This window comes from Corallococcus terminator (genome assembly GCF_049194865.1).
In the GTDB taxonomy this organism is placed as follows: domain Bacteria; phylum Myxococcota; class Myxococcia; order Myxococcales; family Myxococcaceae; genus Myxococcus; species Myxococcus terminator_A.
In genome coordinates, this window is record NZ_JBLZWL010000100.1 from 1 (window position 1) to 25,427 (window position 25,427).

At 68.2% G+C, this 25,427-nt stretch carries 19 protein-coding genes; 8 read left to right on the top strand and 11 right to left on the bottom strand.

From position 1 onward, the window contains the following. A partial coding sequence (locus ACN469_RS30575) for a lamin tail domain-containing protein (protein ID WP_498773564.1) occupies positions 1 to 909 on the top strand: 909 nt, incomplete at its 5' end. A 282-nt stretch (positions 910 to 1,191) separates the two neighbouring features. Here the strand turns inward: ACN469_RS30575 and ACN469_RS30580 are convergent. Continuing rightward, on the bottom strand, positions 1,192 to 1,437 hold the full coding sequence (locus tag ACN469_RS30580; protein ID WP_498773615.1) for a DUF1272 domain-containing protein: 246 nt from the start codon (positions 1,435 to 1,437) through the stop codon (positions 1,192 to 1,194). A gap of 166 nt (positions 1,438 to 1,603) precedes the next feature. Here ACN469_RS30580 and ACN469_RS30585 point away from each other — a divergent pair, with 166 nt between their 5' ends. After that, positions 1,604 to 1,894, top strand: a complete 291-nt coding sequence (locus tag ACN469_RS30585; protein WP_498773566.1) for a helix-turn-helix domain-containing protein — start codon at positions 1,604 to 1,606, stop codon at positions 1,892 to 1,894. Between the two features lie 8 nt (positions 1,895 to 1,902). Here the strand turns inward: ACN469_RS30585 and ACN469_RS30590 are convergent, their stop codons facing one another. Together ACN469_RS30590 and ACN469_RS30595 are read right to left on the bottom strand one after the other, a co-directional pair. Beyond that, complete coding sequence (locus ACN469_RS30590; RefSeq protein ID WP_498773568.1) at positions 1,903 to 2,451, bottom strand: hypothetical protein; 549 nt, start codon at positions 2,449 to 2,451, stop codon at positions 1,903 to 1,905. 220 nt (positions 2,452 to 2,671) lie between these two features. Next, positions 2,672 to 3,184 carry a hypothetical protein gene (locus ACN469_RS30595; protein WP_498773570.1) on the bottom strand — a complete coding sequence of 171 codons (513 nt, stop codon included), beginning with the start codon at positions 3,182 to 3,184 and terminating at the stop codon, positions 2,672 to 2,674. Between the two features lie 593 nt (positions 3,185 to 3,777). Between ACN469_RS30595 and ACN469_RS30600 the strand changes: the two genes are divergently transcribed. Next, positions 3,778 to 8,607, top strand: a complete 4,830-nt coding sequence (locus ACN469_RS30600) for a lamin tail domain-containing protein (protein ID WP_498773572.1) — start codon at positions 3,778 to 3,780, stop codon at positions 8,605 to 8,607. A 57-nt stretch (positions 8,608 to 8,664) separates the two neighbouring features. Here ACN469_RS30600 and ACN469_RS30605 read toward each other — a convergent pair whose 3' ends face one another. Beyond that, positions 8,665 to 10,134, bottom strand: a complete 1,470-nt coding sequence (locus tag ACN469_RS30605; protein WP_498773574.1) for a hypothetical protein — start codon at positions 10,132 to 10,134, stop codon at positions 8,665 to 8,667. Between the two features lie 32 nt (positions 10,135 to 10,166). Continuing rightward, complete coding sequence (locus tag ACN469_RS30610; RefSeq protein WP_498773576.1) at positions 10,167 to 10,484, bottom strand: hypothetical protein; 318 nt, start codon at positions 10,482 to 10,484, stop codon at positions 10,167 to 10,169. Between the two features lie 233 nt (positions 10,485 to 10,717). Between ACN469_RS30610 and ACN469_RS30615 the strand changes: the two genes are divergently transcribed. Further along, positions 10,718 to 12,529 carry a dermokine domain-containing protein gene (locus ACN469_RS30615; protein WP_498773578.1) on the top strand — a complete coding sequence of 604 codons (1,812 nt, stop codon included), beginning with the start codon at positions 10,718 to 10,720 and terminating at the stop codon, positions 12,527 to 12,529. Positions 12,530 to 12,659: 130 nt separating this feature from the next. Here ACN469_RS30615 and ACN469_RS30620 read toward each other — a convergent pair whose 3' ends face one another. Next, a complete protein-coding gene (locus tag ACN469_RS30620; RefSeq protein ID WP_498773580.1) occupies positions 12,660 to 13,067 on the bottom strand; it encodes a MarR family winged helix-turn-helix transcriptional regulator in 408 nt (135 codons plus the stop codon). A gap of 93 nt (positions 13,068 to 13,160) precedes the next feature. Here ACN469_RS30620 and ACN469_RS30625 point away from each other — a divergent pair, with 93 nt between their 5' ends. Next, positions 13,161 to 14,246: an aldo/keto reductase gene (locus tag ACN469_RS30625; protein ID WP_498773581.1), complete on the top strand. Its 1,086-nt coding sequence runs from the start codon at positions 13,161 to 13,163 to the stop codon at positions 14,244 to 14,246. 49 nt (positions 14,247 to 14,295) lie between these two features. Here the strand turns inward: ACN469_RS30625 and ACN469_RS30630 are convergent, their stop codons facing one another. Beyond that, entirely contained in the window at positions 14,296 to 14,814 is a 519-nt protein-coding gene (locus ACN469_RS30630; protein WP_498773583.1) for a DUF2780 domain-containing protein, read from the bottom strand. 203 nt (positions 14,815 to 15,017) lie between these two features. On the opposite strand from ACN469_RS30630, the gene ACN469_RS30635 reads away from it, so the two are divergent. Next, on the top strand, positions 15,018 to 15,896 hold the full coding sequence (locus ACN469_RS30635) for a hypothetical protein (RefSeq protein WP_498773585.1): 879 nt from the start codon (positions 15,018 to 15,020) through the stop codon (positions 15,894 to 15,896). On the opposite strand, the gene ACN469_RS30640 is transcribed toward ACN469_RS30635, so the two are convergent. The 3 genes from ACN469_RS30640 to ACN469_RS30650 all read right to left on the bottom strand — a co-directional run bounded on the left by ACN469_RS30640 (position 15,883) and on the right by ACN469_RS30650 (position 21,212). Next, positions 15,883 to 17,565 (bottom strand): LVIVD repeat-containing protein, encoded by a 1,683-nt coding sequence (locus tag ACN469_RS30640; RefSeq protein WP_498773587.1) that lies wholly within the window; start codon positions 17,563 to 17,565, stop codon positions 15,883 to 15,885. The two genes, ACN469_RS30635 and ACN469_RS30640, sit on opposite strands and share 14 nt — an antisense overlap. 241 nt (positions 17,566 to 17,806) lie before the next feature. Further along, entirely contained in the window at positions 17,807 to 19,912 is a 2,106-nt protein-coding gene (locus tag ACN469_RS30645) for a hypothetical protein (RefSeq protein WP_498773589.1), read from the bottom strand. A 379-nt stretch (positions 19,913 to 20,291) separates the two neighbouring features. After that, entirely contained in the window at positions 20,292 to 21,212 is a 921-nt protein-coding gene (locus ACN469_RS30650; RefSeq protein WP_498773617.1) for an alpha/beta fold hydrolase, read from the bottom strand. 735 nt (positions 21,213 to 21,947) lie between these two features. Between ACN469_RS30650 and ACN469_RS30655 the strand changes: the two genes are divergently transcribed. After that, positions 21,948 to 22,595, top strand: a complete 648-nt coding sequence (locus ACN469_RS30655; RefSeq protein WP_498773591.1) for a hypothetical protein — start codon at positions 21,948 to 21,950, stop codon at positions 22,593 to 22,595. Positions 22,596 to 22,621: 26 nt separating this feature from the next. Continuing rightward, positions 22,622 to 23,614 carry a hypothetical protein gene (locus ACN469_RS30660; RefSeq protein ID WP_498773593.1) on the top strand — a complete coding sequence of 331 codons (993 nt, stop codon included), beginning with the start codon at positions 22,622 to 22,624 and terminating at the stop codon, positions 23,612 to 23,614. 60 nt (positions 23,615 to 23,674) lie between these two features. Here ACN469_RS30660 and ACN469_RS30665 read toward each other — a convergent pair whose 3' ends face one another. Then, positions 23,675 to 25,192 carry a beta propeller repeat protein gene (locus tag ACN469_RS30665; RefSeq protein WP_498773595.1) on the bottom strand — a complete coding sequence of 506 codons (1,518 nt, stop codon included), beginning with the start codon at positions 25,190 to 25,192 and terminating at the stop codon, positions 23,675 to 23,677. Between the last annotated feature and the right edge of the window lie 235 nt (positions 25,193 to 25,427).

Sequence of the window (25,427 nt, forward strand, 5' to 3'; positions counted from 1 at the left end):
CCGCCGCCCGCGATGCTCCGCGCGCTGACGCCTTCGACGTCGACGGTGTTCTTCAACACGACGCAGTCGTTCACGGTGACGTTGGATCGACCCGCTCCGGCGGGAGGAGCCTCGGTGGACGTGGCGCTGACGCCTGCCTCGAACCTGGGCTCGCTGTCCTCCGCGACGGTGGCCATTGCCGCGGGCCAGACGAGCGGCCAGGTGGTGTTCACGGCGGGCCAGACGGCCGGCGGCATCCGGCTGACGGCGACGTACGGAGGCGACGAGCTATCGGCGGAGCTGACCGTGACGAGTCGCCCGGCCATCGGCCACCTGGTCATCAACGAGGTGGACTACGACCAGCTCAACACGGACACGAAGGAGTTCGTCGAAATCTACAACCCGACAGGTGGCCCCGTGTCCCTGGCGAACACGTTCCTGGTGTTCGTCAATGGCGGGGTCAATCCTCCGGCGAGCTACCAGAAGCTCGACCTCGCGGAGGTCGGCACGCTGGGCGCGGGTGAGTTCCTGGTGGTGGGCCCGGCAGCGGTCGTCGGTCCGTTGGCGGGTCGTCCCGGGGTGAAGACGCTCCAACGAGGGACCACGGACTTCATCCAGAACGGCGGCAGCGCGACGAGCCCCGCGGCGGACGCCGTGGCGCTCTACGACGGGGTCCAGGACGTGCTCATCGACTCGCTCTCCTACGAAGGCACCATCACCCAGGCCACCATCGCGGGGTCCGCCAAGAAGTTCGACATGCAGGAGGGCACCACGAGCACGGCGGCGGTGGCGGACAGCAACGCGGTAGAGGGCTCGGTGTGTCGCGATGCACAGAGTACGGACGCCGACGACAACGGGGTGGACTTCAAGTTCACCACCACCGTGACGCCGGGCGCGGTCAACGCCCTCTCCTCGGCTCCCGCGCCGTGATGCACGCGCGGCCCTCGCGCCGCGTGACGGGATGAAGCAGTCAAACGGGCGGCTCCTGGAAGGTCAGGAGCCGCCCGAGGCCGTCCCGTGCCGCAGCTCAATCGAACCAGAACCGAGGAGCGCGCGCGCCGAGTCTTCGGAGGCACATCGGACAATGGCCGAGGCGGCGCGGCAGTAGATGCTGAAGCCGCCGGCGCACCTGGGGCAGCGTCCAGGGAATCCTCCTCCGGGGGAAAGTGCTCGACGGAGCACGAGGAAACCATGGGCCGCCATCTCGTCGATTCAGTCCACGGGATGCGGAGCACACCCTTGCGGCTTGAACACGCGCTGCGTGGACGGAGGGTATGCCGCGAGCTTGCTGGCGGGCCGACGCGGGCGCGTCGTGAGCTCGCCGCCGCAGTTGGGGCAGATGCCCTTCAATCGCTCCGTCGCGCAGCTCACGCAGAACGTGCACTCGAAGGTGCAGATGCGGGCCTCCGTCGAGTCGGGTGGCAGGTCGCGATCACAGCACTCACAGCCTGGACGCATTTGCAGCACGGAGCCTCCTTGGATGCTGGTCCGAAAAAACCACGGCGCGCTCGCTGCGCGCAATCTTCTCGGTGAACTGGAGATCATCTCAAGTCCAGCCTCGGCCTAGAGCGCCGAACAGGTTAGGTCACGCGGCGAGCTGGTAACGCGCGGCGACCTCGAGGTTTTGGGCGAGCGGATCCGCGAGCTGGGAAAAGCGGGCGGCCTGACACAAGAGCAAGCGGCCGACTTCGCGAAGCTGTCGGCCAAGCACTGGCAGGACCTTGAGGGCGGCCGGAGCAACCCCACGCTGTCGTCGCTCGTTGCAGTGGTGCGCGCTCTCTCCCGGTTCGTTTGCACGTCCGAAAGAGAGCAGCCGGATGCTCGGTGTCGATGGGTCAGCGCGTCGAACCTTCGGCAGCAGCACACGGAAATCTCGCGAGATTTCACGTCCCGACTTCCGGCGAAGAGCGAGTAATCGGTCGCCTACTCCGAACCGAAGACCTGCGCGAGATAGTGCTTCGAGAACGCCGTCCAGTCAGGACTGTCGAAGAATGCTGCCTCGACCCAGTGGTGTATGAAACGCATGGCAAAGCCGCGCTGCAAATAGTCCTCGACGCCCACGGGCAGCGGCCTGATCTCTCCGACTCCGTCGAGGGGCACGCAATGCAGCCGGTCGAGGACCCGGCCCGATTCCATTTCGAGGCAGACCGCGAACTCGCCCTCGCAGTAATCGAAGGGCGCGAGGCGGTCGAGCAACTCACGCGCCTCCGGAAAGGAGCCGTACGGGTCGAGTAGTTCCGCTCCACGTCGGCCGTCGATGCCGTCGACGCATGTGGAAACAGGGAGGACGTTCGCCTCTCCCCCAACGATGTCGATCTCGCGGTCGAGGTACTCGATTGCGGCGCCTTGTTGCAAGCGCCATCGGATCTGCATGGAATCAGCCTGCCCGTAGAAGCGCTCGAGTGCCGCGGGCAGTGTCAGAGTCTGTCGTACGCGGGCGAGATCGGCGCCATTGTGGCCATACGAGAGCACGCACCTACCAGCTTTCGCCACCGAGGAAGCCGCGAGGGGCGCGATGCAAGCATGGTATCGGTCCGAGACCGGATTATCGCTCATCGATGGATGATACGCGAGGAGACGCGTTTGTCGCGCTGCGACCCAACGGCGCCATTCCGTTCACCGCGACGAGCCTGTGTCAGGGCGTCGTTTCGACGGTCGTCCCGGGCTCGATCCCCTCCCGCAAGCGATCGAATTACTGGAGCAAGGCCTTGATGGCGTAGCCGAATCCGGCAAGCCCCGAGCCGAAGAACAGGACCATCAGCAACCACATGCCCAACAAGGACAGCCTCTCCCGCCAGCTCATGGGAGCATCCGACGGATCGAGCGCGTCCGCCTCGGTGACGGGATATCGCGGCGTATCCGTCAAGGCGTCGACCACGAAGGCCTGGTAGGCGACCACCCCATAGCCGCCCTTCCACCGGTTGAGATACACCTCCATGACCCTTGCCGTTGCCAGGACGTCGGCCGCCGTCGGGAGGAACCCGCTCGGCGGCCCCGAGTAGCCCCCCTCCCCGACGCAATTCACCTCGAAGGTGACGCTCGAGGAGAGCACGGCAGGGTCGCCTCGGAACACCCGTGCGACCCTCCCTTCCACCACCGCCTCACCTGGCATGACGGACGGCAGCACGACACGGTCGACCTCGACTTGAACATGCAGGTCCGCGTCCAGCAGGTCGCGGGCGTAATAGTAGAAAGGCACGGCCATCGCCCCAGCCTATCGCAAGATGCAACATCGCCTGGAGGATCCATCCAGACGATGTGTTCGATTCGTTGATCGCCAAGCTCCGTGAGCGAGGGCTCCAGCACTGGACCGACCCGCGTGGCCATCGCTCCGGAGAGATCAACACCCATGATGGCGGCCGAGGCGTCTATTTCCAGGACCCCTCGGGCCATTTCATGGAAGCGATTACGGTCCCCTACGGAGGCTGGTGAGGGATTCTCCGCCCGCGTGGTTGTCATTCCAGGCCTCGATAAATCTCCTCGACCCGGGCGAGTCCGGCACCACCCACTTCGTCCCGATGTGCCCTCCCCCCAGTCTGCGCGTCACAAACGAGGAATCGCAGGACTCCAGTTGAGCCGCAATGTTCCGGTCCCACGGTCGTTGGCGCGGTGAATGTCTGCTAGAAAGCAGAGGAACCCCGCCCGGGCAGTCGCTGCCACGCGGGGGCGGCCCGCAGGACGGAGTCCTTCATGTCCCCACGTTTCGAAGTGCTCACCCGCTGTCTGGGATTGAGCGTGCTGTGTCTAGGTCTGTCACTGGGCTGTAGCGATTCCGGGAGTTCACCGCGGCCTCCCCCCGTGGTGGAAGCCCCAGTGGACGCGGCGGCCTCCTCGGTGGCGGTTGACAAGCCCACGGGAGTGCTCGCCAACGGCACGGAGCAGGCCGCCGTCACGGTGACGGTGGTGAACAAGGACGGCGCGCGGATGGCCGGGCGCGCGGTGACGGTGACGGTGGAGGGCGAGGGAGCGTCCATCGCGGTGGCTCCGGGGCAGACGGGAAGCACCGGTGAGGCACGGGCGCAGGTGATATCGACGGCTCCAGGCGTGAAGACGGTGAGGGCCTCGGTGCGGGACGTGAACGGTCAGTCGGTTCCGCTCACCGCCACCGCCACCGTGGAGTTCGTCGCGGTCGTCCCCACGGCCTCACGGCTCGCGTTCCGACAGGCCCTGCCGGATGGCGTGGCCGGTGTCCCGCTCGCCGGCCTGGAGGTCGTCCTCCAGGATTCCAACGGAGCCCCCGTCTCCAACGGCACCGCGGAGATCACCCTGTCCTTGGCCTCCGTCGGTGTCGTCTTCCCGGAGGGTCAGCTGACGGTGACGGCGGTGGACGGCGTGGCCCTCTTTCCGGAGGTGGTGCTGAAGAAGGCGGGCGACAACTACCAGCTCGTCGCGAACGCCCCGGGGTTCGAGCCGGCCACGAGCTCCTCCTTCAAGGTGAACCCCGGCGCTCCGGCGGCCGTGGGGCTGAGCACGCTGCCGGAGTCAGCGGTGGCGGGCGTGGCGCAGGACCTCCAGGTGACGGTGCAGGACGCGTACTTCAACACGGTGACGAGCTACACGGGCACGGTGGCGCTGACGTCCACGGACGCGGCCGCGAGCCTGCCCGCCGCGCATGCGTACACCACCTCGGACGCGGGACGGTTCACCTTCGAGGGCATCACCTTCAAGACCGCTGGGAGCCAGCGGTTGATGATGGACGACGGTACGAGCGCCATCTCGTTCACCTTGCATGTGAATGTGAGCGCCGGGCCCCCCGCCCTCCTCGCCTTCACCCAGCAGCCCACGCGCGTGTCGACGCGCGCGGCCCTCGGTGACGTGCAAGTCACCTTGAAGGACGCCTTCGGCAACACGGCCCGGGTGAGCGCGCCGACGGTGAGCCTGTCGCTGCCTCAAGCAGCCTTCACGCTGTCTGGCACGACGGCGGTGGCGCCGGTGGACGGCGTCGCGACGTTCAACACGCTGAGCGTTGCGGGCCATGGAGTCACTCGCCTGACCGCCTCCGCGGACGGACTGTCGGGCGCGAGCAGCGCGGACCTCACCGTGGTGGATGACGTGGCGCCCGCGAAGCCGGTGCTGACGCAGACGGCGTCGACGGAGACGGGCCTCACCGTGCAGTGGACGGGCGTGGGCGATGACGGCACCCAAGGGCCTCTGACGGCGCAGGAGCTGCGCTACGCCACGACGCCCATCGACTCGGACGCTGCCTTCGAGGCCGGCACGCTGGTGGCCACCGAGAGTCCGGTGCCTCCCGGTACCGTGCAGAGCGCGACGCTGACGGGGCTCGCGGCGGGCGCCACATACCATGTGGCGCTGAAGGTGACGGACAAGCAGGGCAACACCGCTCGGTCGGACAGCCTGACGGTGTCCACGGCCCATCCGCAGGTGACGCAGCTGGCGTTCGTGACGCAGCCGGCGGACGGCACGGCGGGCACGGCGCTCGCGGACGTGCGCGTGGCGCTCCTGGATGCACGAGGCGACGTCGTCACCACGGCCACCTCCGCGGTGACGCTGGCCTTGACGGACCAGGCCTTCTTCCCGGCGGTGACGGCGTCGGCCGTCAACGGCGTGGCCACCTTCCAGGGGCTGCGCATCGACACGGCGGACGCGTTCACGTTCACCGCCACGGCGGGCGCATTCAGCCAGCAGAGCCAGTCCTTCACCGTGCGCTCGGGGCCGGTGTCGACGCTGGTGCTGTGGCAATTCTCTTCGCCGGTGGACGCGGGCCAGGCGCTCGAAGCGGGCGTGTCGCTGACGGATGCCTTCGGCAACCTCGCGCGGGACTACGTCGGGACGGTGCACTTCACGTCCACGGACGCCCAGGCGGTGCTTCCTCCGGACACGACGTTCACCGCGGATGACCATGGCCAGAAGTTCATCACCGGGCTGGTGTTCAAGACGGCGGGGACGCAGTCCCTCACCGCCACGGACACCGTCACGGCGGCCCTCACCGCCACGGTGGACGCGGAAGTTCGCTCCATCGCCGCCGCGTCCTTCGAGGTCATCGCGGGCACGGGGCCGTTCGCCGCGGGCCAGTCGCTGAGCTACGAGCTGGTGGCGCGCGACACCTACGGCAACGTCGCGACGGGCTACGCCTCCACGGTGACGTTCTCGTCCACGGATGGGCAGGCGGTGCTCCCCGGCGCCTACACGTTCACCCTGGCGGATGCGGGTCGGCACGTGTTCAGCGTGGAGCCGCGCACCGCAGGTGACCAGGAGGTCGTCGCAGAGGACGTGGTGACCGCGACCCTGAGGGGCACGCACACGTATTCCATCACCCCGGCCGCCCTCGACTCCCTGGCGTTCGCCTCCGCGCCCACGACGGGCACGGTGCGGCAGGCCCTGGTGGAGGTGCAGGTGGCGCTGAGGGATGTGTATGGCAACACCGTGACCGACGCCACGACCGACGTGACGCTGTCGCTCGCGAGCGGAAGCTTCTCTCAGGGCTCGCCCACGCGCACCCCGGTGGACGGCGTGGCGAGCTTCACCGGCCTCGTCGTGGTGGATGAAGGCACGTATCGGTTCGAGGCCAACGGGGGCAGCCTGCCGACCGCCACCTCCGCCGACCTGGTCATCTCCGACACGGTGGCGCCGGCCGTCGCGAACGGCTTCGCGGCCACCGCGCTGTCTGACTCCAGCATCCGCCTGAACTGGGCGGCCCCTGGCGACGACGGAGACCTGGGCACCGCGACGCGGTACGAGCTCCGGTACTCCACGGAGGACATCACCGAGGCCACCTTCGAGGCCGCCACGGTGGTGACGGGCGTGAGCGCGCCCCAGGCACCGGGCACGGCGGAGTCCTTCACCGTCTCCGGCCTGGAGGTGGGCACGACGTACTTCTTCGCCCTGAAGACGTTCGACGGCGCGGGCAACGGCAGTGCCCTGGCCACCGCGAGCACCAGCACCACGAACCCGTGCGACGACTACGTGTGCACGCCGCCGGCCCCGACCTGCGCGGAGGACGGCACGTCCCTGGAGGTGTACTCGTCGGTGTGCGTGGTGGTCTCAGGCGATCCGACCTGCGAGGTCGGGGAGGCGGAGCTGGAGGCCTGTCCCGGCGCGGACGCCGTCTGCCACGCTGGCGCGTGCGCCACTGCGCCGCATCCAGGCGCGGGGGAGCTGGCCATCTCGGAGGTGATGCACTCGCCGTCCGCTGGCACCACGGAGTACATCGAGCTGACCAACACCAGCGCGAAGCTGCTGGACCTGAATGGATTGTCGGTGAGCTTCGTGGACGGCGTGGGCGCGACCACGTCCTTCACGGTGAACCATGGACACGCGCTGGTGGTCGACCCGGGCGCGCGGGTGGTGCTCGCGCAGAACGCGAACTTCGGGACGAACGGCGGCGTGTACGCGAACGACGCGTACGGCACGAACCTGCACCTGGACAACACCGGGTCCATCACCTTCATGCAGGGGAGCATCACGGTGGCCAGCCTCCAGTACACCAACGCCTTCCCGCAGACGGTCGGCCGCGCGATGAGCCTTGCGTCCAGCATCGTGGGCACGGCGGGCACGTCCAAGCCCTGGTACTGGTGTGATTCGTCCGGCGTCCTCGCGGGTGGCGACCGGGGCACGCCCCACGAGCCCAACGACGAGTGCGGAATGAACGTCGAGAAGCCGCTGAACTACTGCGCCATCCAGTACCCGAAGACGTTCCCGACCGGGGATGGCAACTACCCGTCGAGCATCCTCGCCTTCGACCCGTATGACATCTTCAGCCAGTTCTACAGCTTCGATGTCACGACGCGGAACCAGACGGGCAACGACGCCTATCCGCGCATCGAGGCGCAGCTGGGCTATGGCACGGATTCGGCCGACCCCGCGGGCTGGACGTGGAAGTCGGCGGACTTCAACGCGAGCTACAACCCGGCCAGCTCCAACAACGACGAGCTGAAGGCCGCGCTGAGCATCCCCACCGCGGGCACGTACCGCTACGGCTTCCGCTACCGTTTCACGGACGCGGGCGCGCCGTGGACGTACTGCGACCAGAACGGGGTGGCGGTGCCCCCCGCTGGCACCTACGGCTCCGTGACGGTGCTCGCGGGGCCGCAGACTGACCACGTCGTCATCAGCGAGTTCAGCGGCGGCATGACCGCGAACGCGCGCGATGAGTTCGTGGAGCTCTACAACCCGACGAGCGCGGCGGTGGACCTGTCCGGCTGGCAGCTCAGCTACAGGTCCGCCGCAGGGCCGAACTACAGCACGACGTACACCATCCCCGCCGGCAGGAGCATTCCGTCCCACGGCTACTTCCTGCTCGTTGGCACGGCCTACTCGGGGGCGGTCGCCGCTGACGCGACCCACAACATCGACGCGGCGTCGTCCACGACCGGTGGCGGCCACATCCGCCTCCAGCGCCTGTCGGGGACGGTCTACGTCGACGTGGACCGCATCGGCTACGGCACCGGGAACGCGCCCGAGGGCACCGCCGCGCCCTCACACCCGGCCTCCGGTGGAAGCTTGGAGCGAAAGGCCGTCGTCACCTCCACCAACACCACCATGGCCGTGGGCGGCACGCACGCCACGCGCGGCAACGGGCAGGATACCGAAAACAACAGCGCGGACTTCGTGACCCGCGCGACGCGGCAGCCGCAGAACTCCGCGAGCCCGGTCGAGTTCTTCCACTGATAGCGAGGACCGGAGGTGCCCTGGACTCCAGGGCACCTCCGCGTCTCCCCGCGCAAGCTACAGCCCCATCAGGAACACCTCATCCAGGTGATAATCCTGATTGCCCATCACCGGGTAGAACTCCAACCGGATGACGGACAGAGGCTGCGCGTTGAAGTCCCACGCGAAGGCGTCCCGAAAAGGCGCGAAGGACGTCCCCACCTCGAGGTAGCGCGCGCGGGACGTCAGGTGCGTGCCGTTCTGTGCAAACAGGTGGACCACCATGGTCAGACCTGCCGCCGAGTCCGCCTTGAGCGCCGCGCCATAGCGCACCGTCTGGACGCCAGCTCCGTTCAGAGAGGTCACGTTCGCGTCGTGGTAGACGCTGTTGGAGGAACAGGTCCCGGCGCACGAGAACGCCAGCGACACGTTGTTCGCCGTGTGATGGCCGGACCGGAAGGCCCAGTTCGTCACCGTCTGGGGGCTGAAGCGATTCCACCCCAGCTCCAACACCGAGTTGGCGAAGGTTCCGCCCTTCACCAGGTTCTGCGTGCGGCTGAGCTGCGGCGTGGGCAGAAAGAGCACGGGCTCCAGGGGGAAGGGCTGCGGGATGACGTAGGTACTGTCCCGGCAGTCCAGGCGATAGAAGGTCTGGCCGCTGAACACCGTGCTCGTCGCACCATTGCAATTGAGGTTCACCAACGGCGCGCAGCCCGTGCCGCCGCACTGGTCCGAACGCTTCCACGCCTCCCAACGCGTGAAGCCATACTGCTTCGTGAAGTAGAAGACCTCGAACGACGTCGCGTTGTTGCTGCCGGTGCCCGCGAAGTGGTGCGACGTGATGGTCGGCATGGACTTGCCCGACGAGTAGACGAGGTCCTGCACGAGGTAGTCCCAGGCCGCGTGCGCCGAGTTGAACGACCCTGGACAGCGATCGTTCGTGGTGATGTTGAGCCTGTGCGTGACGTTGCCCTGGACGCCTCGCGTGAGGTTCGTGGGAAAAAGAATCCACCCGTCCTCGTTCCATGAGGGGTCCTGCGTGCCAAGGGGACAGCCCGACCGCCAGAAGGTCTGATTGTTGATTCCCGGATCGCTGGTCCCCACGAACGAGACGTAGGTGCCATTCATCTCCGCGACGTCGTAGCCGTCACGGAACACCGGCGTGCAGTTGCCGCTCGTGCAGCGATCGAAGTCCCGGAAGGCCGTTCCCACGTCGTCGCCTCCAAACTCCTTCGCGACGACCACGCGGGGATTCGGATCCCCGGCATTGGGCGAGCGCACGGGGAACGAGAACACGGATTGGTATACCGCCCCGTTCACCAGGCTCTTGTCTGTGCGCAGGTACGGCACCGCCTCCCCCGGTCGCAGGTCGCGGTGCGAGGGACAGGTGTAGGGATCGCCCGCGATGGGTTGATCCGCCCCATCCACGCAGACGTCCTGGATGAGGAAGTCACGAACCTCGGGAGTCACAGCGAGAGCGGACGGGACACCCACCAGTGAGGACAGGACGGTGAGCACGGCTGCGAACGGAGGCTTGAATCGCGACATGGGGAGTCTCCAGCGGAAGACGGCGACTCGGGTCAGTGGGCGGTGTAGCTGGCGAACTCGCCCGGCCTGAAGGTGCGCAGCGTGCCCAGGCCGACCGCCTGACCGGTGCAGTCCGCGCTCCGGTACGCGATGACCTGCTGGACGTTGCTCCAACCCACGAGCGAGTCCGCGTCAGCGGGGAACGCCGTGCAGCTCCCATCCGGGTTGGGCACGTTCGCGACCAGCGTGGCGAAGTTCCCCGCGTAGAACGAGAGTCCGGTCTCGTTCGCGCTGAACGAGGTCTGTGCGGCGGTCGCGGTGAAGGCGGCGCAGGCGAGCGCCACGGCGGCGAGTGCGAGCTTCGAACGCATATCTGCTTCTCCATGAAAACCAGGAAACGCCGATTTGCATCCTGACCCAGCCGGGTGGGAGGTTCAATCGAGGGTGACTCCCTCGGACTGGTTCCGCGTCACGCACAACTCGGGTCATCCACGACCCTGACTTGCACGGATTTTCGCGAAAGATCCATCCTCCTTACTCGTCCGTACACAGTCCGCCGGCAGCGCGGCTTCACGTGTACTGGCAGCAACACCCGAGGGGGCACATGACGTTCCAGGTTTCCGGCGCACGCATCCGACCTGCATCTTCAACGCGAACCCAGGCCACTTCGGAGACGCAGACGACTCCTGCGTCGAAGCCCGTCACACGGGACGCAACTCGCCCCGCCACGCGAGGCTCCGTCGAGCCGAGCCCCGACAGCTTCACGCCTCGGCAGTCGACCTCCCGCAAGCTGGACCTCACGGGAGGCCCCCAGGCGGTGACGTTCCCCATCGCCCCGAAGCAGACCGAGAGCGCTCGCTACGTCGACGTCCCCGTCTTCCCGAGTGACACCGAGTGGGACGTGGTCCGGCGCGCGCTGCCCATGCTGGCGAAGCAGGCCGGGCTGAGCCCCGAGGGCCAGAAGGTGTTCGCCGAGACGTGGGCGGCGAAGCTGCACCAGCGCGGGGAGACCCGCATCTATTCCAACAAGACGGGCGACGCCCTCAGCCAGGGCGACTTCAAGTCCAACATCAAGGAGAACGCGCCAGGCGCTACCAGCACGCCCGCCGGCAGCGTGGGGACCTACAAGCTGGAGTTCACCCCCGGCAAGCATGGGGCGATGTTCGCGGACCTGCGGCAGCTGCGGCACAACGAAGAGCTGACCCAGGGCATCGAAGACCCGAAGCTTCGCGGCAACGTCCTGCTCGAGCTCAATCGGTTGACGGTGGGCGCAGGTGACGACAAGGCACAGGCCGCGCAGAACCTGTGGGCGCTGGCGGAGACGGGCAAGCCCGAGGCGGACAAGGTCTACGGCGCCATCAAGACCCTGGCGGGCAGCGAGTCGCAGAAGTCCAACGCCGCGGTGAAGCTGGCCGAGCTGCGGCTCGACTTCGACCGGCAGCAACAGTTCATCGGGCCGCGCGACGAGGCGGGCGACAACGCGCGGATGAGCGCGCGCATCGACGACGTGGCGCGACTGGCGGACAAGCGCGACACCACCACCACCGGAGCCTCGCAGGGCCGGCCTGACCGCACCGAGGCCGCCTGGGTGAACAAGCAGGCCTCCATCATGCTCAAGGGGCTCGGCGACACGCGGGGCGCGCTGCACCGCGAGATGGTGGGCCGCTTCTACGAGATGGGACCGGAGGAGCGCGCGCGGTTCGAGAGTCCGAGCCTGGTGAAGACGGTTCCCCGGTGGGCTCCATCCGACACGCCGAGCATGCGGGCGACGACGCCCCAGGAGCAGGCGCTGCGCAAGTTCGAGCAGCAGAACGGCCCGTCCCCCATTCCCAAGAAGGACTTGGGAGAGGACCCGCAGAAGCTGGAGTTCACCAAGCCGAGCTACACGCTCAACGAGAAGACGGGGGAGCTGGTGCCGTCGGCGTCGACCCGCTTCGCGCTGGACAGCGCGCTGAGGACGGAGGGCACGGCGACCGTCACGATGAACCACCACCTCAGCGAGAAGGGCGTGAAGAAGAATCCCAATCTGCCCTACTCGCGGACCATGAAGGAGACGCGGAAGCTTCCCTTCGAGAGTCCGGTGCTCAATCCCGGCACGGTGGGCCGGATGAGGACCACGTCGGCGGGCGTCGGAGCCATCGAGGAGTTCAACAAGTGGGGCTCCTTCCTGGGAGACCTCTACAACGACACCACGGCGAAGAAGGTCGCCGACCGGGCCCGTCTGGAGAAGTCCGCCAACGACGCGCTGAACTTCCCCGTCCCGCCGCGTCCCGAGGAGCTCGCGGGGCTCCGGCCGAAAATCGAGCAGCTCTACGGGAAGGAGCAGGCTCCCTCGGTGATGCGCAAGCTGGAGGAGCTGAGCGTCGCGCTCTACGGACGCGAGCCCCCCACTCCCACGAACCCCGTGCGGAGATAGGTCGGAAGCCTTCGTCCACTCGGCGAGGTGAAGCGCTTCATCACGCGGCTTGATGTCGCCAAGGAGCCTTCCCCTCCCGAGCCACTCCACCAGGTTCGGGACTTGCCCCACCGCCCGCTCCCCTGCAAGGTCAACTCATCTTCTCGAGGAGGACTCGCAGCTCCGCCTGCTGTGCGGCGCTCAGGCGCCCGAGCCTCTCGCCGAACGCCTCGGAGAGCAGCGCGGTCCCCTGCTGCATCACCTTGCGGCCAGCCGGGGTGAGCTGCAGCCGGTGCCGCCGCAGGTCCGCGGTGTCAATTTCACGGCGCAGGAAGCCCGCGGCCTCGAGCCGCTTCACGTACAGCGTCACCGACGGCTTGGGAATGCAGAGGGACGCCGCCAGCTCGGCTGGGTAGGGGTGCGCGTCCACCTCCGCGAGCACGAACAACTCCTTCGTCTCGAGCCCCAGCGCGGTGATGTCGGAGGCGACACTGGAAATCACCGCCATCAACAGCCGGTGGTTGAGCGACCAGATTCTCGCCGGGTCGATTTTCGACATGGCTCCTTGCGCGGAAATTGGTACAGCATTAAACCAATTCCATCTTGAACTAATTCGCCGTCCTCACAATGTAGCACGCCCCAGGAGCCCTCCATGCCGCTCAACCACTACGTGACGCTCGGCCGCTCAGGCCTGCGCGTGAGCCCGCTGTGCCTCGGTGCCATGACTTTCGGTGAAGACCTCGGCTGGGGGTCCAGCGTCGAGGAATCCCAGCACATCATCGACCGGTACATCGAGCTCGGCGGCAACTTCATCGACACCGCGAACTTCTACACGAAGAGCCACTCCGAGAAGATCATCGGCGACCATGTCGGACGCCACCCGGCGCGGCGAGACAGGCTCGTGATTGCGACGAAGTTCAGCGGGAACCTCTATCCGGGGGACCCGAACGGCGGCGGCTCGGGCCGCAAGGCCATCATCTCGGCGTGCGACAACTCGCTCCGCCGCTTGCAGACCGACTACATCGACCTCTACTGGCTGCACAACTGGGACATCCACACGCCCATCGAGGAGACGATGGCCGCGCTCGAGGAGCTGGTTCGGGCCGGAAAGGTCCGCTACCTCGGCGTCTCGGACACGCCCGCGTGGAAGATTGCCCAGGCCAACGTGATGGCGCACTTCCGGGGCTGGTCCTCCTTCGTCGGCTTGCAGATTGAGTACTCCCTGCTCGAGCGCAGCGTCGAACAGGAGCTGGTGCCCATGGCCCTGGAGCTGGGGCTCGGCATCACCCCGTGGTCGCCGCTCAAGAGCGGCGCGCTCAGCGGCAAGTACACCCGCGCGAACGCCGGCAAGCAGAAGGGTGACCGAGGCGCCTTCATCGAGTCGTACCTGAACGAGAAGACCTACACCCTCGTCGACGCGCTCGAAGTCATCGCGCGCGAGAATGAGACCTCCGTGGCGCGCGTGGCGCTGGCCTGGGTGCGGGCACAGCCGGGAGTGAGCTCGACCATCATCGGCGCGCGCCGGCTGTCGCAGTTGGAGGACAACGTGGGGGCCCTCGAGGTGAAGTTGACCGCCGAGCAGCTCGGCCGCCTCGACACGCTCACGAAGCCGACCTTCGGCTTCCCCCAGAGCATGCAGCCCATCTTCCCCGCCATCCACAATGGAGGCACGACGGTGAACGGCGTCTTCGCGGAGCCGTCCCCCTTCGGCGTGGTGAAGGGCGAAAAGCCCTACTGAGACACCACCGGGGCGAGGTGCCAGCGCACCTCGCCACCGGCGCCAATGCTCAGCGACCGCCGAGCAAGCCGCCCAGCATTCCACCCAGCCCGCCACCGGAGCCGCCGCCACTGGCGCCACCGGTGAGCAGGGGGAGGACGGAGAGGACCTTGCCGACGAGCGCGGGGTCCAGTCGCGACTTGAGGAAGTCGAGCAGCAGCGGCGCGACGAGGGTGGCCTTGCTGGCGTCGAGGTTGAAGCGACCGAGCAGCGAGACGACGGCGGCCACTTCAGCCCCTTGCGCCGCGGCGCCCCCCAGCGCGCCCATCAGCCCTCCCGCGCCGCCGCCCTGCCCTCCCATGAGCCCACCGAGCGCGCCCATCAGCCCGCCGCCTTCGGCTTCAGCGGGAGGCGCGGCCTGCTGCCACGTGTCCATCTCCGGGATGGCCTGGCCCAGCTGGTTCGCGGTGTCCGGACCGAGCTTCTCCTTCACCGTCCCCTGCACCAGCTTCAGCAGGCCGCCCGCGAGCCCCTGCGCCTGGGTGCCATCGACTCCGAGCTGCTGCGAAAGCTGTCCGATGAGGTCCATGCCGTGTCCCTTCGTGTCTGTGTGGAGAGGCCTTCTAGCCGGCCCGGCGCCGCGCGAGTAGCGACCTTTGAGAAGATGCACCGTCCGCGCGGCATCCCCCCATCGACCGATGCCTGCTCCCGCAACCCGGCGCGCACCAGCATGACAATCCCTACAAATGCATGAGGCCTCGCACTTCATGCTCCATCCAAAAGGAAACTGTCATGCTCAAGCGTCTCGCCACGGCGTTGCCGAAGTCCGTCCCGAACGTGCGGCCCTACTCCACCCGGCCGCCCACGCAGGTGCACGCGCCTGGCTCGCCCACGAAGAGCCCCGCTCAAATCGCGCAGGAGCTCCGGGCACGCAACAACAGTCACGACTTGATGAGCGACATCATGGGCGCCGAGGACCGCCGGCACGGGGGCAACAACCTGCACGCGCCCCGGCTGCGTCCGGATGTCCTGCTCTCGCGGCGGGACAACCACCCCTTCAAGTCCATCCAGCCTGAGTTCGGGACGCACAAGGCGGCCATCGACGCGAAGGGCACGCTGCTGCCCGTGGACAAGGACGGCGCGACGCCCGTGGCGCTGCACGTCGACGGCAAGCAGGAGTACAAGGAGAAGAGCCCCTTCACGTCCTTCAGTGGCCTGCGGACGGGTGTGGACGGGACGGCGCCCCACCAGCTCGTCGACAAGCCGATGTATGGGAAGAACCTCATCGTCACCAATCCCTCGCGGGAGCCCCAGGGCGGTGTGGTGCTGGACCAGTTCGACATCCAGCGCGACATCCGGACCCACCCGGACAGCGCCCTGGACGAGACGGCCGTGCTGCGCAGCCAGCCCCGTCCCCAGCCGCTCTGGCAGCCCACCGCCGAGGAGCGGGCGCTGATGCCTTCAGTGGGCGTGGACCCCACGCAGTCCAGCTTCAGCTACCGGGAGCGCGCCATGGTGAACACGGCGAGGGACCAGGAGTACCTCGTCAAGGGCCCCATCCGGGAGTTCACGCTCCAGGTGCCGGGCAAGGATGGGGCGCTCCAGACGCTGTCCAAGGATGAGCTGCTCGAGCGGGCCCGGCGGGAGCACGGAGCCGCTACAACTCGTTGACGATGACGAGCCCGCGCGCCGAGTCCGCGACGTACACATAGCCGTCATCGGGGATGCGGACTCCGAATGCACCCTCGAAGAGACCATGCCCGCGGCCCGGGTCCGTCTCCCGGAAGGTGTTGAAGTGGGCGACCTGCCTGGGCTGGGTGGGGTTCGAGACATCCAGCACCCGCAGGCCATCGTGGTACCAGGCGACGTAGAGCAGGTGGCCACGCAAGAGCAGGTTGTGCATGGACACGGTGGGCCGCATGCGGTGGGTAGCGATGAGCGAAATGTTCGCCGGGTCGGTGACGTCGAGCACGCGCACGTGAGAGCCATTGAACTCGCCCCCCTCGAAGGCGATGGTGCGGCCCGCGAAGGTGCCCACCGCGCTGAGGTGCGCGTAGCTGAGCGAGTCTGGCCGGACGTAGGTCCCCAGGTGGCGCACGTCATTCAAGTCGGTGATGTCCATGATGGAGTAGCCCGACTCCGCGTTGCTGACGTAGAGGCGGCCCTGGTAGGTGAAGACATCGTGGGGGCCACTGCTGATGCCTCCCGGTGTCGGCGTGACAATCTGGAGCAGCGTGGGCTCCAGGGGCTTGGTGACGTCGTAGACATAGGTGCCCGTGCCGGGAGCGTTGGCATAGAGCCGGTCTCCGTCGACGAGCACGGTGTGGACGGTATTGGGGCCCTCGGCTCGGCGCACGAACAAGGGATTGGCCGGGTCGCTGATGTCGAAGATGACGAGTCCGGAGGAGTTGCTGGCGATGTAGAGCGCGTCGCCCTTGGCCCAGACGCCGTTCCAGGAGGTGTCGCCAGGGAGGCTCACCGTCTTCTTGAGGACGGGGTTGCGCCGGTCCCTCACGTCGAAGACGCTGAGCCCGCCCACCCGAGGCGGAGCATCCAGCGAGACGACGTACGCGTGCTCCTTGGCGACGAAGAGGTCCACGGCCCTGCCGACAGGGGTGGTTGCCTCCGACACGAGCGCGAGGCCCCCGGAAGACTCGCCCTCTCCCGCCACCCAGGTCATGCGTTGGGCCACGAAGGTACCGACTGTCTTGCCGAACCGCGCGTCGCTGGAGCAGGACACGTAGCAGCCGGTGATGACCCCGGGCGCGGGGACATGGCAGCCGGCGAGCGCGGTGGTGGTGAGCATGTTCCCCGAGGGAATCGCGAGGCTGCGTCTTCCCACGACGAAGAACGTACCGCCCTCCGTCACGCGGGCGAGGAGCGGCCCGCCGTACATCGCATCCGGCGTGCCGTCGGAGTGGAGCCGGAAGCCGACGGCGGCGCGGGAGATGAGGGGGGAGGTGGGGCGGTCGGGGCGGACACGCAGCTCCCCTCGGAGGTTGACCTGGAAGATGCCCTGGCCCTCCACGCCGGAGAGCGCTCCGGCGGAGCAGCTGGACAGGTCGAAGGCCGTGAGGCTCTCACAGAGGAGCGGGTCCAGGCTCTCGGGATTGATGAACTGGCACGCGTCATGGCGGCCGGTCTCCACGATGTCGCCCAGGTCCTCGATGGGGGTCGACGTGCCGTCCCACGGCGGGGGCCCGGCGTCCGGAGTGCCCGCATCGACAGACGGGCCGGCGTCGCTGCTGGGGGCGGAGGATTCGCCGCAGGCGGAGAGAAGAATCGGGAGCAGGACGCGGAGATAGCGCCATGCGCCCGGTGAGCGCGGATGAGTCTTCATGCGGAGCCTCGGTGATGAAGCCACCCGCGAAGGCGCCGGTGGTCATCCCGGATACGACGAGGGAGGCTCCATGTTCCCCGGCAAGCCACCGATGCTTGCCGGATGGAGACGGAACCCCTGCCGACTCACCGGGCGGACCCCACCTCGAGGCTCGTTGGTCCTACCCTTGCAACTCACAACCTCAAAGACACCCATCCCGAGGATGACGGCCCGCCCCGGGACCGAGGAGCGGGCCTTCGCGTCACTTCACCTCGACGCCCGGCATCTGGCCGAGGCCCAGGTCAATCCACCCCGGCATGTTGTAGCTGGCCGTCGTGCCGTCGGTCCGGGTGGCCAATGGGTTCTGGTCCACGTGGCCCGCGGTGCCCAGGCTCATGAAGAGCGCCGTGGGCATCGACGCAGGCGTCGCCTCCATCAGCGTCATCGTGGTGACCGGCACATCGGGCAGGTAGTCGTGCGTCGCGTCGAAGTCGCGATAGGCGGTGAGCCAGGCCTCGTGGCTGTAGCCTGGATCACCCGGCGTCATCGCCAGCGTCGCGAAGGGCTCGCCCTCGGCCTTGAGCTTCTGACGCGCGGCGGCGAGCGCCGCGGGGTCGCTGGAGTTCGCGAAGGAGCCCACCACCATGTCCTGCGCCTGCCGGGCGGCGACGTTCTGCACGTTCGCCAGCCCCTCCGCGCCCGTCACGGTGATGGTGGTGTACTGGGTGCTGTCGTACTGGAGGATGTCCATGGTCATCCCCTCGAACTTCCGCGAGCCGTCCGGGTTCAGCGAGAACTGGATTTCGAAGGTGTTGTCGGTGCCCGCGACCTTGCCCTCGGCCGTCACCGTCGTCTGGCCATTCACCGTCGTCGCCGTCTGCGTCAGGCTCTCATCCCAGAACTGGTGCTCGAAGCCGACGAACTTCGTCAGGTGCAGCTCCGCGCTGAGCGAGCCCTCCTCCGACCAGGTCTGCTGGGTGCGCACGTCCAGGACGCCCGGGCCCGTCTGTGTGGGGAGCGTGCCATCCCGGACGAAGGTCTCGTAGGCCGCCTTCCCCTCGGTCGTGCTCAGGTCGAACTCCACGCTCGCGGAGTTGCCCTCCGTGTAGCTGTGCTCCGAGCCGATGCCGCCCCCCACCTTGTGTCCCTTGACGGTGAACTCCAGGCCCAGCTCCAGCTTCGACGTGAGCGTCTCCTCCGGGCCCACCGTCACGCGCACCGTGGTGTCTCCCGTGCGCTCCACCGCCACCGACTGGGTCTTCTCCTTGCCGTTCTCTCCGCTGAGCTTCAGGGGCCCGATGGACAGACCGTTCGACGTCGTCACGAAGTCGGAGGCATCCATGACGAGCTTGCTGCCCGGCGGCAGCGCCAGCGGGTCGCTCAGGGTGGGGACCTGGAAGCCGCCCGGGTTCATGACGAGCTCGCCAATCTCCCCCTCGGTGAGCGCGAGCTGGAAGCTGACCGACTTCTTGCTCCCGGTCTCCCCGCCAAGCTCCGCGCCGAACGGGCCCACCGTGCCGGCCTCGACTCCCGCGCCGGCCTTGACGCCGCCGGTGGCGTCGAAGGTGACGGTGATGAGGTGCCGACCGTCCGCGGTGGGCTCGGTGGGATTCCAGCTCAGCTTCACCTCCGTCTCCGCGTAGGCGCCGCCGCTGATGGTGCCCTTCAGCTCGCCCTTCTCCTTCTCCCCCTCGAGCGGCTTGAACTCGGCCTTGATGCCCACCTCGATGGTGCCGTCGGTGGAGATGACGATGGACGGCGTCAGGTCCACCGGCTCCTTCTTCTTCGCCGGCTCCGCCGCGCCCGTCGTCGCCGCCGCGTCGTCCGCCACCGAGCGAGCCGCCGCGCCCGTCAGGCCGAAGCCGTGGATGAGCGCCTCGCGCGCGGGCCCCGGCGGCACGGACAGGATGCGCGCCAGCTGCGCGTCCGGCACGGCCACCGGCTGGCCGTAGGACGCGTGCGACGCCTTCCACTCGGCGAGGTTCGCGTACGTCTTGCCGGGCTCGTTCGGGTCGACGATGGCACCACCGGGCTTGCGCACCAGCGCGTGGCCCACGCTGTCGCGCGAGTCACTCAGCAGCAGCACCTGGTCCCCCGGCTTCGACAGCGTGTTGGCCTTCTCCAGGCAGTTGGCCTTGCCGTCCCCCAGCACCTCCGTGCGCAGCGTGCTCGCCGGCCCCGCGCCGCCCGACAGGTCCATCGAAGGACGCCGACCCGACTGGAAGCTGCTGCGCCCCGAGTGGCCCGCGGGCTCCTGCTTCGGCGCCGGGGGAGGAGGAGGCGGCGGCGGTGGAGGAGGCGCGGCGGCGACGGTCGGCTGAGGCACGGCGGAAGGCGTCTGGGCGGCGGCGCGGCGAATCGGGGCCATGGACTCTCACTCCTGGGAAGCGGGCGCGGTCAAAAACCAATTGACCAATTTGTTTTAGCGGATTCTCTGCCCGTCCGGGTGAAAGTTGCTACCAGTGGTCAATTTTACAGCAGGAGCGGACGAACCCAGGGTTCGCAGCCTGTCCCAGAGGGAGTCTTCACCGACCCATGGGGGGGGACGGCCGACAACGACTCGTCGCGCAGCGGCGCCTGCTTCGTGCCTGCCACCGCCCCATGGCGCTGGGCTCGGACAAGCACCCGCAGGTCGACTCGACGCGCACGTTCGTCGACGAACCCGGGGCTTCTGGAACATTGATTCCGAGCTGGCGGGTCCGCCGGGCACGCTGACTCCAGCGCCTCGGCAGACCCGTCCGCGTGGCTCAGGGGTGATGCCGGCACTGACCGAGGAAGCGGACCACTTCCGCGTGGAACCACTTCGCCGAGTCCAGCATCAGCCAGTGACTGGAGTGCGGCGCCACGGAGCGGGACAGGTCGGCCCGCTGGCCCACGAGCGTCTCCGGGCCGGTGGCCGCCACCAGCGCGTGGGTGGGGCCCTTGAACTGCTCGAAGGCCGCGTCCGGGTCATGAGCGAGGAGCGACTCCAGGTTCCCGGCGATGGCCTCGCGACGCGAGGTACGCATCGTCTTCATCACCAGCACGCGCGTGGAATCCTTCGCGGCGAGGAGCTGGGGGGTGAGCCAGTGCTCGTGGAAGGCGCCGTACTTCGCGGCGCTGAAGTTGTCGAGCCAGGCCTCCGCTTCGGCCTTTGGCATGCGGCGCAGGTCTCCAGGTGCTTCGACATACAGCAGCCCGGCCAGCCGCTCGGGGTAGTACGCGGCGAAGGCGCCGGCCACCGCGGCGCCGAAGCCGTGTCCCACCAGGACGAACTTCTCGGGGGTCAGCGCGTCGGCGACCGCGGCGACGTCCTCCACCGCCGCCTCCACGCCGAAGGGGCCACGGGGGCCGCTGCTCTCGCCCAGCCCGCGAAGGTCGAAGGCCACGGTGTGCGTGGCGAGGCCTGATTGCGTCTCGGCCCAGTGCGTCCGGTCCGCGCCGACATCGTGCACGAAGAGGGCGGGGATACCTCCGTCCCCCTCGACTGTCGCCATCAGCCGACCCGCGGGGCCGTCGACCGACACCATCCTGGCTTCCTTGTGCTTCATAGGCTTGGCTCCCGGCCCCTGGTACGGGCACTGCCCGTCCACCCACCGCGCCATCCGGAGCGCCGGGGCCATCACCGGGCGAGTCTGCCCTACTTCCCTCCGGAGCGCCCCACGGTCCGCGACCTCGCGCCAGGACATGTCCGCCACTGCATCCCTCCTGGGGCGACAGGCGAGCACGCGAAAGGACCGTGACACGGCGGGACTTGCGCTCCCCTGCCCCGGATTGCTCGCGCAGGCGCGGCGTGCAGTCCCCTGACGACATTCATTGAGCACCGTCGTCGGCGCGTGGCCGTGCAGGTTCGCGAACTGGCAGGTCAGGCGCACAGCCTCCATCGACGAACTGAAAGAGAAGCTGGGAGCCGCGCCGCTCACGGGACGCGCGCTCGCGGGGAACACGGGCAAGCGGGCTCACGTTGCCCCCACTTCCCGCGCTGTTCTTCGACGGATACGGACTGGGCTTCATCACGAAGCTGGCCCCGCGGAGTGGGTGTAGCGGTCGCTGACGCATGGAAAGGCGCAGCCGATGCGCCATGAGGACACCTCGGGTCGGCGCACGACGGTGTCGGCGTAGCGCGAAGGTGGGGTCCTCCGACGTGTGTCTTCCAATGCATTCCCAGACGCGCGGCGGACTGGAACGAGACCGCCTGACGAGTAACGGCCCGTGCTACAGACCACCGACGCTTGTGACCTGAAGCGACACACCTCCTGTCAGGTCCCAAACACTCCCGCCCCGCAAACACTCGCGGACTTCCACGCACTCCGGGCCAGACCAGACAGACCAAAGCAAACCGGCATGTTCCGTGCTGCGGCAGACATCCGCATTCCGACAATTCCTGTCGGAGTGTGAATCTCCACACCCAAGGAATGCGCCACATGCTCTCCTTCCCCGACCGAGGCACTCGTGGCCTCGTCCCGCTCCTGCTGCGCGCGCTGGCCCTCCCCGCCCTCCTGCTCTTGGGGCTGCTGCTGACTTCGCCGGCCTGGGCCGCCAAGGACGCGGCGGACGGTCCGGTCGCCACCATCAAGGACGTCGTGCACCTGAGCGAGGAACTGCACCAGGCCATCACCCAGCTCGAGGCGGAGGCCGGCGAAGGCGCGGCGTTCGACCTGGTCGAGCAGGTGAGCGAACACTTCCCGCACCTGCGCGGCGAGGCGTACAGCCATGCCCACCAGCTCTCGAGCTTCTGGCCCTTCCCAGGCTCTGGCCCCTGCGAGTGCGCGTGGCAGACCGTGGCTGCCCATAACCCAGGCGCCCTGGGCTACGGCATCAACATCGCGGGCCCGGATGGCACTGTCGGAGGATGGAACGGGACGGGCGCGAAGCACTCACTGACCGCCATCGCTGGGACGGTCATCATCCATGGCGCGAGCCAGTTGTCGCTCCAGCTGAACCGGACGCCGGCCTCCACGCCTCGCGCGCGATATCCCGTGGCCCCTGCGCGGAAGGACGGGGCGCACCTCTTCCCGGGCTCGGGGGAACCCCGTACCCTGATTGTGTATGACCAAGGCCCCCCTCGATAATCCCTGGCAGTCCTCGGGGGTGTGCCATGTCACGAATGAACTGGGCCAGCGCGCTGTCGCTGGGTTGGAGTGTCCTTTTGCTGTCCGCGTGCGAGCAGCCCGCGGCGCATGCGGTTCCATTGGAACCAGAGGTGGCGACCACCGCCTCGGCCCTGGGCGTCTCCTCGTCATACATTGACTTGCGGATGCGCACGGGCACAGGCGTGTCGTCCGGGAGGACCTGCGGCTCGGGGAACGAGGTCGCGCCGAGCTGCGCCAGCGGCGCGTCCTCGGACCTCAACTTCCACTGGGTCGCGCCCTATGACGGAGCCTTCACCTTCTCCACCCGGGGCAACGGGACGACCTACGACACCGTCGTCCAGGTCACCCGCTGGGTGGACAGCCTGGTGCTTGGCTGCAACGACGACTTCGGGGGGACCTCTCAATCCTCCGTCACCGTGAGCCTGGGGAAGTCCCAGCAGATCCGCGTCTCCGTCGACGGGAAGGGCGCCTCCTGCGGCGCCTTCCAGTTGGACATCACCGGCGTCCCCTCGACCTGCGGCGCCTGCAATACCCCGCCGAGCGCGTGCCACGACCCCAATGGCTACTGCTACAACGCCGCCTGTCAGTACACCCTGAAGCCCTCGGGCGCGGCCTGCGACGATGGCAATGCCTGCACCACGCGAGACACCTGCGGCGCCAGCGGCACCTGCCAGGGCACCGCCATCGCCTGCAACGCCGCGCCGGGCCAGTGCTACTACGGGTCGGGCACCTGCTCGAACGGGACTTGCCAGTATACGCGCAAGCCCACGGGCGCCTTCTGCGAGGATGGAGATGACTGCACCACCGGAGATGCCTGCACCAGCTCCGGCTATTGCGCCTCGGGAACACGGGTGTGCTGCCCCAACAACACCTTCCCCTGCAACGGCTTCTGTTGCGACCAGGGCACCTACTGCTCGGGAGGTTACTGTGAGAGCTGCTCGTCGAACCCCACCATTTCCATGAGGTTCCCCACCTGCCACGAGCTGCCACAGAACTGAGCCCAGCGCTCCGGGCGCGGTCCAGCCATGGACCGCGCCTGGCAGGCCGAACGTGAAACCTCAGCGTCGGCGCAGCACCGCGCCTTGCTCACCGACGGTCCACGCCTCCGCGCGGGTGCTCCAGGTGCCCACCAGCCGCTGGGTGGTGCCGCTCGCCTGCCGCTGCCAGCGTGTCCCGTCGAAGTGCAGGAGCACGCCGTTGTCACCCACGGCCCACACGTCGTTGTTGGCCGCGCCCCAGACGTCCTTGAGCGCCGCGCCTTGCGCGCTGGTGGTGTCCGCGCGGAACACCGCGCCGTCGTAGTGTACCAGCAGCCCCTGGTCACCCACGGCCCACGCGCTGTCTGGGTCCACGCCCCACACGCCTCGCAGGGTGTATGCGGGCTCCACGGTGGTGGAGAGCCAATCCGCGCCGTTGTAGACCTCGAACGTTCCCCCCGCGCCCACCGCCCACGCGAACTCCGGCGTCAGCACCCACACGTCGTGCAGCTCCACGTCGCTCTTTCCGCCGTCCACCCAGCGTTGCCCCCGCCACAGCGCGCGCCTCCCCTCCGCTCCAATAATCCATATCTCCGTGGTGCTCGCACCATGGATGGAGCGGGCGACCAGGCCGTCCGGCAGCGCGAAGGCCTCCCACTTCTTCCCATTCCAGCGGTGCGCCTGGAGGCCCACCGCCCAGACCGCTTCAGGGCTTGCCGCCCAGGCGGCGACAATCGGTTCGGGCGGCGCCTCCATCGAGCGCCACGTCTGCCCATCCCACGAGAGCGCCGCACCCGTGGTACCTGCCTTTCCGAAGACCCAGACATGGTCCGACGCCGACCCGGTGATGACGCTCCAACTCGCGGAGGGCGCCAGGTCCCGCGTCAGTAGATTCCAGCCTCCAGCGTTCTTCACCAGCAGGCTCCCGCGCGTCCCGGAGACCCAGACGTGGTTCGCGTCCGTGCCGGAGATGGCGAGCAGGTCCTCCCGCGTTCCCGTGTCGACCACCGACACCGTCTGCCCGTTCCAGTGCAGCAACGTGCCCTGCTCGCCCACGAACCACACGTCGTCCGGTCCGCTGCCCCACACGCCGTGCAGACGGACGGCGCGGGGTGACTGGAGCGACACCCAGCCGGAGCCCGCCCAGCGCGCAATCGCGCCCGAGGTCGCCACCGCGAAGCCCGTGTCCTCGCCTGGCGCCACCCACAGCGCGGTGTAGACCTCACCCGCCGCTCCGGGGCCCGGCAACAGCCCCGCACCGCTCCAGCCCAGGCCTCGCCAGCGCGCCAGTCCCTGACCTCCCGCCAGCGCCCACACATCCCCCGACGCCCGGCCCCACAACGCCGACAGTGTCTGATTGACGAGCCCCTCCGCCGGCTGCCAACCGCTGGCCGTCAATCGCCACACCCGACCGTTGGGAGCCTGTGCGCTCGCGGCCTGCGTGAGCCAGCCCTCCGTCCCGGAGGACACACTCAGCCCGCTCACCTGCCCCGCATGCCCCAGCGCGACACGGCCCCAGCCCTGCCCATCCCACCGGGCCAGCTCCGCGGAGTCGCCGCCAATCCAGACGTCCTCCCGACCGGAGCCAGACAGCAGCAAGGGGTTGCCAGAGACTCCCGTCTCGCGGAGGTCCCATGTCTGACCACTCCAGCGCAGTGCGTGGTTTCCACTAGCAAACCAGACATCAGAAGAACCCGCGCTCCAGACGGCCTGAAGAGACTCTCCGGAAGGTATGGGATTATCCCAGCACCATTGGGCTGGCGTGCAGGCCCCCATGACGGTGGGAAGCGGTCCGCCATCCACGGGGTTTCCACCATCCGAACCACCGTCCGAG